At 47.3% G+C, this 12,795-nt stretch carries 18 protein-coding genes; 4 read left to right on the forward strand and 14 right to left on the reverse strand.

Annotated features, from left to right (window positions below):
* The coding region (locus ACTRXD_RS00345) for a JAB domain-containing protein (RefSeq protein WP_442429899.1) at nt 1-462 on the forward strand (462 nt) is incomplete at its 5' end.
* A 287-nt stretch (nt 463-749) separates the two neighbouring features.
* Here the strand turns inward: ACTRXD_RS00345 and ACTRXD_RS00350 are convergent.
* The 7 genes from ACTRXD_RS00350 to ACTRXD_RS00380 form a co-directional block, all read right to left on the reverse strand.
* The gene (locus ACTRXD_RS00350; protein WP_442429900.1) at nt 750-1,049 is read right to left on the reverse strand and encodes a hypothetical protein; all 300 of its coding nucleotides are present in this window, start codon (nt 1,047-1,049) and stop codon (nt 750-752) included.
* Nucleotides 1,050-1,090: 41 nt separating this feature from the next.
* Complete coding sequence (locus tag ACTRXD_RS00355; protein WP_442429933.1) at nt 1,091-1,987, reverse strand: hypothetical protein; 897 nt, start codon at nt 1,985-1,987, stop codon at nt 1,091-1,093.
* Between the two features lie 44 nt (nt 1,988-2,031).
* Nucleotides 2,032-2,178 carry a hypothetical protein gene (locus ACTRXD_RS00360; protein ID WP_442429901.1) on the reverse strand — a complete coding sequence of 49 codons (147 nt, stop codon included), beginning with the start codon at nt 2,176-2,178 and terminating at the stop codon, nt 2,032-2,034.
* Nucleotides 2,179-2,491: 313 nt separating this feature from the next.
* Nucleotides 2,492-2,989, reverse strand: coding sequence for a hypothetical protein (locus ACTRXD_RS00365; protein WP_442429902.1), 498 nt, complete (start codon nt 2,987-2,989; stop codon nt 2,492-2,494).
* A gap of 216 nt (nt 2,990-3,205) precedes the next feature.
* Nucleotides 3,206-4,162, reverse strand: a complete 957-nt coding sequence (locus ACTRXD_RS00370; RefSeq protein WP_442429903.1) for a tyrosine-type recombinase/integrase — start codon at nt 4,160-4,162, stop codon at nt 3,206-3,208.
* A gap of 343 nt (nt 4,163-4,505) precedes the next feature.
* Entirely contained in the window at nt 4,506-5,528 is a 1,023-nt protein-coding gene (locus ACTRXD_RS00375) for a right-handed parallel beta-helix repeat-containing protein (RefSeq protein WP_442429904.1), read from the reverse strand.
* A 246-nt stretch (nt 5,529-5,774) separates the two neighbouring features.
* Nucleotides 5,775-6,158, reverse strand: coding sequence for a hypothetical protein (locus ACTRXD_RS00380; protein ID WP_442429905.1), 384 nt, complete (start codon nt 6,156-6,158; stop codon nt 5,775-5,777).
* Nucleotides 6,159-6,539: 381 nt separating this feature from the next.
* Between ACTRXD_RS00380 and ACTRXD_RS00385 the strand changes: the two genes are divergently transcribed.
* The 3 genes from ACTRXD_RS00385 to ACTRXD_RS00395 all read left to right on the forward strand — a co-directional run bounded on the left by ACTRXD_RS00385 (nt 6,540) and on the right by ACTRXD_RS00395 (nt 7,676).
* The gene (locus ACTRXD_RS00385) at nt 6,540-6,797 is read left to right on the forward strand and encodes a hypothetical protein (protein ID WP_442429906.1); all 258 of its coding nucleotides are present in this window, start codon (nt 6,540-6,542) and stop codon (nt 6,795-6,797) included.
* 69 nt (nt 6,798-6,866) lie between these two features.
* Nucleotides 6,867-7,289: a DUF6908 domain-containing protein gene (locus ACTRXD_RS00390; RefSeq protein WP_442429907.1), complete on the forward strand. Its 423-nt coding sequence runs from the start codon at nt 6,867-6,869 to the stop codon at nt 7,287-7,289.
* A 231-nt stretch (nt 7,290-7,520) separates the two neighbouring features.
* Nucleotides 7,521-7,676 (forward strand): hypothetical protein, encoded by a 156-nt coding sequence (locus ACTRXD_RS00395; RefSeq protein ID WP_442429908.1) that lies wholly within the window; start codon nt 7,521-7,523, stop codon nt 7,674-7,676.
* Nucleotides 7,677-7,723: 47 nt separating this feature from the next.
* Here ACTRXD_RS00395 and ACTRXD_RS00400 read toward each other — a convergent pair whose 3' ends face one another.
* From ACTRXD_RS00400 to ACTRXD_RS00430, 7 genes are all read right to left on the reverse strand, one after another.
* A complete protein-coding gene (locus tag ACTRXD_RS00400; RefSeq protein WP_442429909.1) occupies nt 7,724-7,945 on the reverse strand; it encodes a hypothetical protein in 222 nt (73 codons plus the stop codon).
* A gap of 53 nt (nt 7,946-7,998) precedes the next feature.
* Nucleotides 7,999-8,262: a hypothetical protein gene (locus tag ACTRXD_RS00405; RefSeq protein WP_442429910.1), complete on the reverse strand. Its 264-nt coding sequence runs from the start codon at nt 8,260-8,262 to the stop codon at nt 7,999-8,001.
* Nucleotides 8,263-8,281: 19 nt separating this feature from the next.
* The gene (locus ACTRXD_RS00410; protein WP_442429911.1) at nt 8,282-9,994 is read right to left on the reverse strand and encodes a type IV secretory system conjugative DNA transfer family protein; all 1,713 of its coding nucleotides are present in this window, start codon (nt 9,992-9,994) and stop codon (nt 8,282-8,284) included.
* 14 nt (nt 9,995-10,008) lie between these two features.
* Nucleotides 10,009-10,431, reverse strand: a complete 423-nt coding sequence (locus ACTRXD_RS00415; RefSeq protein ID WP_442429912.1) for a hypothetical protein — start codon at nt 10,429-10,431, stop codon at nt 10,009-10,011.
* Nucleotides 10,432-10,492: 61 nt separating this feature from the next.
* Entirely contained in the window at nt 10,493-10,873 is a 381-nt protein-coding gene (locus ACTRXD_RS00420; protein WP_442429913.1) for a hypothetical protein, read from the reverse strand.
* A 14-nt stretch (nt 10,874-10,887) separates the two neighbouring features.
* Nucleotides 10,888-12,066, reverse strand: coding sequence for a vWA domain-containing protein (locus ACTRXD_RS00425; RefSeq protein ID WP_442429914.1), 1,179 nt, complete (start codon nt 12,064-12,066; stop codon nt 10,888-10,890).
* Nucleotides 12,063-12,776, reverse strand: a complete 714-nt coding sequence (locus tag ACTRXD_RS00430; protein ID WP_442429915.1) for a hypothetical protein — start codon at nt 12,774-12,776, stop codon at nt 12,063-12,065. Before ACTRXD_RS00430 ends, ACTRXD_RS00425 begins: the two co-directional genes overlap by 4 nt.
* Between the last annotated feature and the right edge of the window lie 19 nt (nt 12,777-12,795).

The following is a 12,795-nucleotide window of genomic DNA, read 5'->3' on the forward strand; positions in this document are numbered from 1 at the left end:
CCCAGCCTTTCGGTGCCATGGGTGCGCGTGATGCTGGTCCAAGAAACGGAAGGACCCTATCATCCCCCCATTGCCCACAGTCAGGATGTCGCTCGGTTATGTGCGGACATGCTCCGCCTCGACCGGGAAGAATTTCGCGTGTTGTTGCTCAATGCCAAGCATAAAGTAATTGCCCAACATACCGTTTCCATCGGCTCGTTAACCGTCTCGATTGTCCATCCACGGGAAGTTTATAAAGCGGCCCTTCTGGCTAATGCTGCCGCCATCATTGGCGTTCATAATCACCCTTCGGGCAATCCCAATCCAAGCCCGGAAGACCATGCCCTCACCAAGCGATTATCAGAGGCTGGGACGGTGTTAGGTATTACGCTCCTCGATCATGTGATTATCGGTGAACACACGCATTACAGTTTTGCCGACCAAGGCCAATTGGCTACAGCTCAACCCGTTCCCAGCCCGTAGTTTTCCTTCTTTCAATACTTTCAAATAGGGTGTACTCATTCTGAGTGAACTGGATAGTAAATGACAGGAGGGGATGCAGAGATAAACAGGTGAGGCTTAGACCTATTGGAATACCTGTGAGATATCAGCGCACCAAAACATTTTCCGCTATTTAAGCAAAAATGGTGTGCTATTTCCACAGATCATGAAATAGCACACCGGTTATTCACCTTGTTGCCTATAAATAGGCAATGTCCTTTTCCATTTTTCATCGAAAGGCTCAAAGAAGTTGAGAGTTAATAATCAAGTTAAGAAGCAAATACCTCTTTCTGCTCTTTGTGAGCTTTTATATTGTGAGTTTTTACATTCTCAAGCGCTGGGATAACCAATTCTCGGTAGGTCTTGGTATCCTCATCGACTGCAGCAATACTTCTACCAGCTTGGCACTCACGAATAGCCCAGGCCAGTAGACTGAAAGCTGTATTGAAGAGAGCTTTTTTCGTACCGACCTGAGTTAGCTCAACAAAATTTTCGAGTTCCTTAATTTTCTCAGGCGGCACATCAAACTGTAGTCTGATGAGATTTTTGCTATCGTCTCTGCTTCGCATGTTGTGCTCCCCCTTGATGTTTCCAAATAATCCGAATTAGATCATAATTCGGCCATGAGCTCTTTTCTTGTACCCCCCAAAGAGTCATGATTTTTTGAAAAACTTGTTTGTAAATGTGGTTTTGATTTTTCCAGTAGAGACAGACATCTACTAATTGCTCCTCTCCTTGTCTTATAAGAATTTTCTAAAAGTGACAGCGATGGGTAAAAACTGACGTTTGATTGTGTTACCCCTAGGGCTTTATTCCTTTGTTGTCTGTGAATGAGTAGGAATGGTATGGAATCCACCACTGTAGAGAAGTCTGCGCCTTCGAGAGTGGCCGCCACCTGGCCGCCGGCTCCGACCGTTCGGCCCCCTTCTCGCACTGCAAATCGCACCCCTTCTCGCACTGCAAATCGCACCCCTTGCTCCATCGCAGCCAACCTGCCGGGAAATGACACATTGTCACCTAGCATCACCCTCTCCCCCCCTTCATTGCGCTGCACGATCCTTGTCATGCCCGCGCGGAAGGAGCACTGGGGCCGGTGGCCGTTGAAGAACGGCATATGCCGCCCTCCCTCTTTCTTCTTCGTGCCCGCAGTAATGACCCAATATTGTCTCCTGCTTGCCATTCGTTCAAGACCTTTCAGAACATTTCTACTCTTGTAACAAACAGTGGTCGTCTGCTGCGGCCACACTAAGAAGAGATCATGCCGCTTGTTTGTCTTATACTCGCCATGGGAGGTGGCCATGGCTCGTATGTTCGGATCCCGCCACCCCTGGCTTTCACTGGCCTTGGTTACGTCATCATAGTAATAGGAAACAAAAAACGTCGTTTTCCCTAAATCCCTCATTGTCTTCGTGAGCGCCGACGTTAAGGACCCCTTGCCATGGTCCACGTGCCCAATCGTGTCCACATTCAGATGCGGCTTCTTCCGCTCAAATTTCGTCTTTGGCATAGCTGCTGACTTTGCCACTGAGTGAAAATCCTTATAGGTTATGCTCATCGAAACCACTCATCCAAGATCTCGTCTGTGTGGGGCGGCAATTTTTTTAGCTTCCCGCCATCTTTTTCTTGGGTAAAAGATGGATCGTCATATGAACCAAAATCAATCGAGATTTTCTCTAGTTCACTTTCTTGTGTCGGCATGCAGCCTTTCCCTTTCTCCATCCTAGAAAAATGGAGTGACCTCTGCAGATAAGAGAACTTGATATATATTATACTCGACAATTACTCATATAACTGAAGTAATGATACTCATATATATGATATATATCAAGTTGCATAAAGTATTCATAGAAAAAATACATTATATATCAACAACTTATACTATTATGATGAAATTCTAGAATATTATATATGGCTACTGGAAATAGGCTGATTCAGGGCGGTTATTATTCACAATTAGTGTGATGAAATTTGAGAATAGTTTAGTGCCAAGTGGCATGCGTCTGTTGGCAAACTACTCTTCTTTCAGATTGTCTTTGCGATTGTCGACTTCCATGTTTTCAATGATATTGGCTGTAGGCAAATCGGTGTAAGGGGAATCTTTTTTGAAATCGTCAAGGCCCTTATCGCGATATGCTGGTTCAGATGGCAGTAGTATGGGTTGTCGGCTTTTGACATCCAGGTGCATGCAATAACAGGCGGCCAGAAGAAACATGGCTGTTCCAACAATGCTCATTTGGTGAGTCACTTTTAATTCAAATCCAGAAATTTCAATTGCGCCATAAATGGACCATACGTTAAGTAAAGTAGCTGCACTGATAAGCCATGATGCTTTATATCGATACCAATAGAGTGGGTTTCGCAGAATTAAAAATACAAAAGTAAGGGTTAGAACTGTATAGGTTGGGGGCCATGGTGAATTAGCTAAATACCAATAGAGAGGAATATTCAGGCTAACTAAAGTCGCCGAAACAAAGGCTTTGAGTGTCCAGTTATCTTCTTTGGTAGGCATCGAAAGAAAAATGTAATTATTAAAAATAGTGCCTTCAGCATCCCATAATTTATGGGAATGCTGAAGGCTAAATACCCTTTGTATATTCCAAGCTTGAGGGAAGACTTTACTAGAAATAATTAAATAAAGCTGCTGATTTTTTCTGCTTTAATATTTGATAATAGCCTTCCTCAGATATGGGAACGAATACTCGTCTGCTCCCTCAGGAAACGGTCCTTAGATTCCAATCCGCTCCACTTCATCCAAAGACAATCGTTCAGATCGGCGATCATAAATACGGGTGGTCTTCGGATCGGCATGGCCCGCCATCGTTTGAGCATGTTCCAGCTTGGCGTCGGGGTTCGATAAATATGCCGTGATGCCCGTTCCGCGGAACGAGTGATTACACATCCCAGGATTCTCGATCCCAGCCTGTTTCGCACGGCGCTTAATCATAAAAAGCGCTTCCGTGCGATGCAATCGACTTCGCGTTAGTTCCTGCGTCTCGGGTTTGCGTCCGCCATTCAATCGCCGGAACAGCGGCCCTTTGGGATCGTGTTCAATTCCAGCCGCGTCCAGATACTCCTTCAAATAGATTTCCAGATTATGGTGGCAGGGCATTTCCAGGTATTTCCCGCCTTTCTCATGCAGCCGCACCCACAGCCGATGATGCTGGACAAACACATCGTTGACGTTCATGGCCAGGGCCGCACTGATTCGGGCAAAGGTATAGGTCATGAGCGCGATCAACGCCCGATCACGCAGCACACTGATTGAATCGCCTGAGAAACTTTCAAGAAATCGCCGTGCATCAGCGGCCAACAGAATTGGGGTCTTCCCTTTGGTATAGGAATACTTGGGGCCTTTCACCACGGTGGCTGGATTCGACGGGACAATCTGTCCGATCACCAGCCAGTCAAAGAGCTTTTTGACGGCGGCCAAATGTTGTTTGACGGTTTGTGGGTTCTGCGTCTGGGTTTTCCCTTCCACCCAGGCCGCGATATGGACGGGTTGAATCTCCGCTAGGCGGACAATCCCGTGTTCGTGCAGCCAGCCAAACAACTGGCTCACGGCTCGGGCATAGGCCTCGCGAGTATTGCGGTTGCGGATTTGAGCGGTAAAGAATTCAAGGAAGCGCTTGAAGGCCTCCGGCCCGGCCTCTTGAATAATGGATGGGACCGCGAATGCCTCCATCCCTCCGGGCCGTGGGCTTCCCTCTAATAGAGTAATGTCGGTGCTCAGATGCTCCTCCTCCCCTACTCAGCTAGTAGCATAGCATAACGGCCTTTATGCTATAGAACAAGAAGTAGATCTTAGCCTGTGTGAATTTCGGGTTTCGGCCAAAAACAATGAAAAGCGCAAATGGCGTGAAAAGGGTCTATTTTGGAAAAGGTTTCTTATTCGCGCTTTTCCTCAAAGCAAAAATAGTCTGTGGCAAAGAGTAGAGGGAAATCAATACGCGGGTGGGTTGACTTCCATCACGGGGGTAAAGAAACTACCGCTCTCGCTTCGAGAGCGGTTTTCTCTCGGAGGAAAGTTATCTTATAATAAAGTTTTTAGGAGGTTCATAAAATCCCCCTCCTCCTCCTTCCTCTTTAAATTGGATCATACGTGGAGCTTTAAAAAAAGTGTTTTCTGTAAACTCGGATAATTCTAGGGGAATTCCTTCTATTGTAAAACTAGCGGCCTTGCCTGCGGGATACACCTCTCTAAACGAATTGCGATGAACTATCATTTTTGAACCCGCAATTGTCCTTCCAAGATCTTTCCGATAAACCCCGTGCATATCAATTGGGTAGGACTGATCGGGGTTATCCCGCCCGCCATGCCCAAAACTAAAAAAATTGTTATACCTAGCTATAAATTTAGTTCCTTCACGACCAGTTCCACTTATTCCATGTCTGCATGCATTAAAGTCATTTTTTTCAAAAAGCACCTCTCCTCTATCAATAGCAACACCATAGCCATAACCCTGTGCCCTATTTTCTGTGAAAAAATTACCTATAATTTCTACATTTTTTGCCCTATCAACAGCTACCCCGTAATGGCTAAAGCCCCAAATTTTGGAGCCTGTCACTTTAAGCCCGTTGTGGTTGGTGTAAATTCCCGCTCGCATTTTAGCCCATTTATATCCTACAAAATGCCCTCCTATCAGGGTTATCCCAATTATTTGAACATTGTCCCCTGCGGTCATAAAAAGGCATCGGGTTCCAAAAGAAGTTCCAGACGATCCACATGGGGGAGTAACTCTGTCTGCATCCGCAGGCCACCAAATGGAAGGACCGTACTTCCTTTCTGCGGTTCGTTCCCCTTGTATGGTCACACCTTCAGGAATTTTCATTGGAATTTCTCCCGTAACATTAAACCCAGAACCACTTAGCTCTATGGTATCTCCAGCCTTTGCTCGAGCAAGGCTTTCACGAAGGGAAGTCTCATCGTGTGCAGATAAAATAAATCCCCCCGCATGCGATAAGGAAAGATTAAGAATCAAAACAATCAAGGAACCCGAAACAAAAAACAAAATGGACGCCTGAGGTTTTGGGAAAGTTGAATTTGCCATTTTGAACCCTATCCTTCAAAAAGGTTTAAAAGCATAAAACGTAAGGAAGCCAATTTCGTCACACATTGCCAGAATAAGAAATTCCTTTAATAACATCAAATATTTCCACAGCAATGATTTTCATGGCATTATCTTAAAATTCTATTTTCGCTTTTTGCCAAAGCGAAAATAGAGTTTGACCGATAGAACTGCTAAAAATCTACGCAACTGGTTTTTCCCCCGCATCACCAAAACCAAGGCCCATACCTAAGCGTTCCCCCCTTCTCCATGTTGATGGCATCCGGCCATCCGACCTTCCCGAATGGCTTTTTTGATTTCTCCTCGCACTTTTTCCACATGTTCAAAAAACACCGCGTTTAGCTGATCTTTCCCGCCATGATCTTTCATACAAAAATATAACGTGGGAACTTGCCCTGTGGTGTTTTTCGCCTGATCCATCTCTGCAAGAACTTCATCACAAATTTGATTAAAAAAGATACTGCTACACCCAATGCAGGGATACCCATAGGTCGCAAGTAACTTAAACGCATCCCCGATCATTTCCTTGGCTAAAGACCGCCCGTCTACGACCCCGTTCGTATCGCACTGCACCGTATAATCTAACGCCAACTCGCTTGTTTCCTCTGCCATTGTCTGTCCTTTCTCTCGTTTAGACCATTTTTTCTGCGCTCTTTCTTAGCACATCCATTCTCCGCTAGTTCTTCAATTTTTAGGAAAACGCCGTTTGTCTCGAAATTTTTTTGAACGAGAATGCCCGTGAAGGTCGATAAAAAAGTTTGTCCGATGTCTAGCATCCCCTGATTTTGCGGTTCCTTCCCACTTTGTTCCACTCATGGTTTTTGAAAGCCTTGCGCCTTCGCACCGCCCACGCCATGCGCTCCGCTCCTGTCATGTCCGGATGCTGGTCCGGCGCGGCGGCACTCGCCTGAACCCTGTTCTCCTCGTTGCTGAAATTGGCTTCCGTCCCTTGTGAGAAGCCAAGTTTCAACAACCAACAAAGGAGAACACATCATGGCGACTACAAACAAAAAACCACCCCTTCACAAAATCCGTCTCGGAACCATCCAAGCGGATATCTGGGAGCAAGTCCCGGAAAAGGGTCAACCCTTCCTCACGGTCACCTTTACCCGTTCGTACAAAACGAAATCGGGCGAATGGAGAAACGGCCATTCCTTCAGCCAAGAGCACATGGAAACGCTCATGGATGTTGCCCTAGAGGCCAAAGAATGGATGCGTCAGCACCGTCTGTCCAAGGCCACGGCCGCCTAGCGCGGCCTCCTCTGCCCCCGGCTGGGTCGTCTGGTCGGGGGTTCATCTTTAACCAAAAAGGAAAAGACAATGAAAACCTATACATCATTTGCCACTGCACTCACCAAGCTGTTAGCCGCCGATACGGCTATCACGCTCACCTCTGAGGGTTTTATGGCGCTTAGTATTGAAGATATTGGCCCGTCTGCCGAAGGACATCGACAAATTGCGATATCTCATACCGCAACGCAAAATGGTGATCTGATGCGCGATCCTGAAATGGTCTTTCGTTTCATCACCGATGGGGACACACAAATTGCCGAACCCATCTCCTTTCGCAATGACTTTATGGGCATCAATCAGGAGGTCTATCGCTATGATGACCATGGTAAGGCTACGCATGTGGATACCCGCCTCAAAGCCGAACTTAAATCCTTTGCCCGCCTGTGGTTTCGCAATCTCAAACACCAAGGATTTTATGGCAAGTCCGTGATCCGTAAACGGCTGTCTTGATCCTTTTCAATCGCCCCCGGCTGGGCTTTCCCGGTCGGGGGCTTTCTTTTCTCCGTTTTCGAGATGTGGGACAGTTTCCCACACAGCCGCCGCCAAACCCCCTATCACCATTGCCTTGGTTTTTTGGTTGTGGGACGCATTCCCATTTTCGACCAAAACAGGCTTTCAAAGGGCAATTTTTCGCAAAAATTTTACCCCCTGATAGCCTCTTTTTATTTTTCATAAGGAGGAATGGCCAAACGAAGAAACGCCGCCCTACGAGCGCCTATGGCCCAAGAACGGGCAAATGAAAAGCCGCCCGGATCACAGATGATCCAAGCGGCTTTTGGTGAGTCCATCACCGTCGGCGGTCATCGGCGTCCCCGCCTGTCCCGCATCTTCAGATAATCGGCCTCATTCAGCATTGGCAACTGCACTATCCATGAAGGCCTGATTTATCTATGGGTAACTATCCAAATATTTGCTTCACCAAAGGTCTCGATCTCTTGGCGAATTTGAGCCACGGCCTCTTTTGAGTAAATGAGGCCATGTGTTTCAAAAAACAACAGTATTCCATTGATGTTGTCTTGGGTAAAAATCATTTTCACTGGCAACATTTCACCCGGCTGATTAGCTTCATCGGATTCCCGCCAAAACCGCACATCTTGTACCACCACGTCTTTTGGTTCCTCAATGATCATTTTGGTCCGGTTTTGTATCGCTCGGTTTTTCATGAGGGGGAATTCCTTTCCGCTTTAAGCACGTCATGTTCCCATTGCCAAAAAACGTTCGCAAACGTCCTCTTGCTCATCTGTGCAAAAACCCAAAATTTGTTATTTGGGCCTTGATATTGTTTAAGGACGGTTTGAAGCTTTTCTGGAGTCATCGTCTCTTTAAAAGGCTTCAAACCTGTTGGATCAAGCAAGCGCATGTGATTTATACAATCATGAAGTTGTTGTGCAGCATCCTGCCAAAATTTATTTTCCGTGCCCATTGGTTTTCCCTTTCATTAATTAATATTGCCATTCGACGGTATCTTCTGCCGGATAATCATCGTATGGCTCACTAGGATTTTTTTGAGCACAACGCCGCATAATGGCAATTTTCCAGAAGGGTACGCGGCGCAACCTCAAAAGTTTCTGCCCAGCAATAGAAACGAGCATGTCATTTTCTGGAAGCTGGAGAATTTCAGACTCCGAAATGACAGGCTCTGAAGCCTCCTGAGAACTATAGGACCAACAATGCTCGATCGCCTTCGGGTCTTTGGAATAAGAATGTTTCTTCACTGTGGTTTGACCGCCCCGACGTTCAAATTCTTTCGCCATGTCCGGGTCTCTGATCCCCCATGCAGCCAAGAGACTGCTATTATCGGTCATAAGACGGGCAAGGTTGTCCCCGTACATCTTCTTTTGGGCGGTTGATTGCCAGTAGGTCGCCATTCGGAGCCCAAGGCTCGGCAATAACCCAAAAGCCTTCTTGATCGTGTCTTCTGGAAGACGGGGCATTGAGCCCATTTCATCCATGAGCATCAATAATTTGGAAGGCTTGTCTTGTTGAGCAATGGCTTCAATCATCAAGGTGGAAACCAAGGATGAAAACGCACCGTGGGTCCCGGTTTTGGACCCCGGCAAGACGACATAGACCGTGGTATTTTCATTCAGAATTTCTTCCAAGGTAAAATCCGATCGCATCGTCGATTTACCAAATTCACTATCACCATCGTAGATATCAAGAGCCTGCTCTGATTCTTGTCTAATCGAGCCAAAGTTCCGCACTTTGATCTCATCGTTCAGCCGTTCGCCATAGCCACGGACCAACCCGTTGAGTTGTTCGGAGTCCCGCATTTTATTACCGATCATCACCAGATGCGCTTCACTACTACTGACCAATTCCCGCAACCGGACAAGGTTACAATTCATGGGTTCAAAACAAGCCATGTAACAAATCAACCGCATTACAAATAATCGTGCGGCCTGCCTAAAGAAACTGTTATCGGTAGTGCCTTGATTCCCTTCTGGCTCAGGGATCATGGCATTGCTAATCAGTGCACATAAATTTCGGGTTTCTCCGGTCATAAAAATGACCGATCGCAACACACAATCGAGCGGATTAAAGCAATCTTGTGGAATACCCTTTATTCCAAAAGGATTAATTACCAAAATGCGTTGCCCACACCACTTCCGAAACGCCGCACTCACAAAATATAATTCCCCCTTGGGATCATTACACCAAATACTGAAGCGCAGTTTGCCTTTCCCCTTGAGGTTCCAGACGTTCAGCAAGGTCCCTAATATAGAAGTGGAACTTTTCCCTGTTCTAGCTGGGCCGTAGACCTCGACGCTCCCAGCCTTTGGAGCCCATGGATTATAGAACAGCAATTCTTTTCCTAATGCGCCAATGAACACGCCAGAGCGGCCGCGTAAATTTTGGACAAACGCATCAGTGATTTGCCCAAGCCGTGTCACCTTGCCAAAGATTGTGTGTTGCGCATTACGGGCTCTTTGCTCATCTAACTTCTTATAAGCGCGAGCTACGCCACACCGTTTGAGCGAGCCCAGCACCGACACGCCAACCATGACCGTAAGCCCAGCCCAAAGCATCCAAAATTCTGGAATGAACGTCCATGGCACCCCCAACAGACCAAGCATTACGATTTTTCCAAACAGCAGCCCCCGTTCTTGCCCCAAAAGGGGCGGCATATTGGGAGGGAGTTCCCGATGATTCATGCGCGCCCCCTTTCCTACCGTTCGTGCCCTTGGTCTCGATCTTCACGATCAGGAATTTTGGTTTTATGGTGGGCTGCGCTCACTCGATCCCATTCGGCCTTAAATTCCCGGATGGTCCTTGGATCACCGCCCATCCGCTGCCATTCCTTTTGGAGGTCATGGAGTACAGAATGACGATGAGCTTCTTCCAGATTGTATTTTTCTTGAAGGTAATATCTTTCCACATGCTGAATGGCATGATGCTTGGCCGCTAATAACGAGTCGCAGTGCTGGCCTTTTTCTGACCAGAATTCCCCATGATTTTTGGTCAACAGGGTAAACCCCTCCTTATTGTCTCGCGGGAAGATATATGCGATATCCTCACCCTCACGGGTTCGCAGAATCACATCATCTTTCGAGGGCCCTTGTTCCCATGTAAAGCCTTTGTCTGTCCCCATGGCTTCCCCCTCCTTCCTTAAAAAAAACCGGGAGGTCAGATGACCCCCCGGCCTTTCTTTCCTATCGATCGTGCCCGTGGTCCAACTCCGGTTCCGGAGTCCGGCCGTTGGCCCCCTGCCCCACCATTTCGTGAACATGGCTGCGATCACCTGTTAATTGATGGGCCATCTCAATTTGGCTTTGAGCAAAGACCTGAGATTTTTCTTTACAGGCTTGATAGGCCATATTCCATGTCTTGTCGTTTTGCGGAATAAACCGATCGCCAAGCCCATAGTTCATATCCCGCTTCACCATGGTGAAGCCCATCTCCCGATTTTGACTATTCGAGGGAAAAATCTGAGCCATTTGAAACTTTTGCCCTTGCTCGTTCACCAAGAACAAGGCTTCATGTCCGTCTTTCCCGTTGCTGCTCTGCTCCCATTGCAAATTGAGAATACTCATAATGACGATCCTCCCTATTCGTCGAGCAGCAAGATTTGCTGACCCGTCATCCACACATTAATATTGGCCAAATACGACGCCAACGCCGCTTGGCTTTGTCCATGATCCACAAGCTGATAATCTGCAATTTTTGATAGCGCATCAGGGGAGGTATTGCCTAACCAATAGACGAAAATGGTCGCGCCGGTTTCACGATGTAATCTTTCCACTTCCTCTTTCCCTGCTTGGGTGTTGGCTCCCCCGTCGGTAATGACCAAAATAATATGTTTCATTTTGGCGACATGCGGCACGGTCTGACTGACGGCCGCAGCTTGCAAGCCCAGTTGGATTGGAAAGTAAAGATTTGTGCTGCCTTCCGCCTCAGGAATGCCATCGACAAAGGCAGCGGATTGATCACAATCGATGCCCCAGGTGTCCTCTTGGATCGCTTTTTTCAATAGGGCATCATTCCCCATCTCACCAGTGGTCAAAAGCGCTTTAGGGAAACGAGCTTTAAAATCGGTCTGTTGCCCCTCGGCGGCCTGATCACGCACCGTCCCCTTAAACTCATACCCCCCATAATTGACCAATCCAAGATTGCCCCCGCCGTGAGTGATGAGAATTTGATTGAACGACGCCACGACACATTTAGAACCATGCGGAATATTTTTTATGAAGTGTTTCGCCGCTTCCTTGACCTGATGCATAAACGGAGACATTGATTTGCTGCGGTCGATGAGCACGGTTATCTGCATACGTTGTGCGTGATCGGTATGAGCGCCATATTGCACACCGATGCGCTGAAAATCTTTGTTCCAGACGCCAATATCCTTGATATTGGGCTGAAAGCTTTCTGATTTCGCATTTAAAAACATCACCAAACTTTCTCGGCCCGGTTGGTGCTCTGTGACCTGATTGATCGTGACTTGAGTGATGGGCAACACCCCCCCAACAATCAAATTGTCCTTAGCTACATACCGATAGCTGGTCACCACCCGGCCGTCCGGGAGGACTAACTCCCCGCGCTGCACCCGTTCATCAATGGCCATTTCTTCTTCAGTCATGTCGCGCTTCACTTCCGATAAATAAAACGTCCGGTTTTCCGGTAAGGTCCTACTTTCAAGATAAGGGTCGACAAACAGAAAATCCCCAAAGGCGGAGCTGGCGAAAGCCAGCCCCGCCGCCATCATGTAAAGAACCAATCGTTTATTCATTCCTTCATTCCTTCCAGCCCTTGATTGAGGGCAGCAATGCTTTGGCTGACGTTGTACAATCGGAATATGCGCCCTTCCCCTGCCCGCTCCCAGGCCACCACATCGGGTAAGGCATCGCCCCAAACTTTGACTTGGGCTTCATGGGCACCCAAAAATATCACGGAAGAAATCTCAGGTCGTTGCGTCAATATCTGATTTAAATCCACCTCTTTTGGAGCTAATGACGGGTAAATTATTCGGGTTTCTTTCCCACAGGGCACAGGCGTGTTGTACAGATTACTAATGACGAAAATTTTGATATCTGAGAATTGCCGCCCATCAATAAATTTTAAATGATGGTCCAACGTCTGAAAGGCCCGGGGTAAATTGTTGCAATTGGTTTTTACGGCCGTGATGGCCGCTTTTAAGGCCGCGCCCCGATGACTTTGTATTTCGTTGATGCTGCCTGACCAAATCAGACGTCCTGTGGCGGTTTCGATCACGTCGACCGAGGAAAAAGCGTAAAAATAATTTTCCTGCAACCGCGCCAACTCCACCATGAATTGTTCTTTTAAGGCTTCAAAAGCCTCATATCCCCAATTCGTACCCGACGTATCTGCTAGCACCACTATTTTGTGCTGGCTTTCTGTTTGCGCCTGCGCCACGGGATTGCCTGTGATAGACGCCGTCAGCAGCACTAGACCAAGAATGATGCTTTTCACCACCTTCATAATCAGGTCTCCTCGAGTG

The sequence above is a fragment of the Nitrospira sp. T9 genome, assembly GCF_052156535.1.
Classification (GTDB): Bacteria; Nitrospirota; Nitrospiria; order Nitrospirales; family UBA8639; genus Nitrospira_E.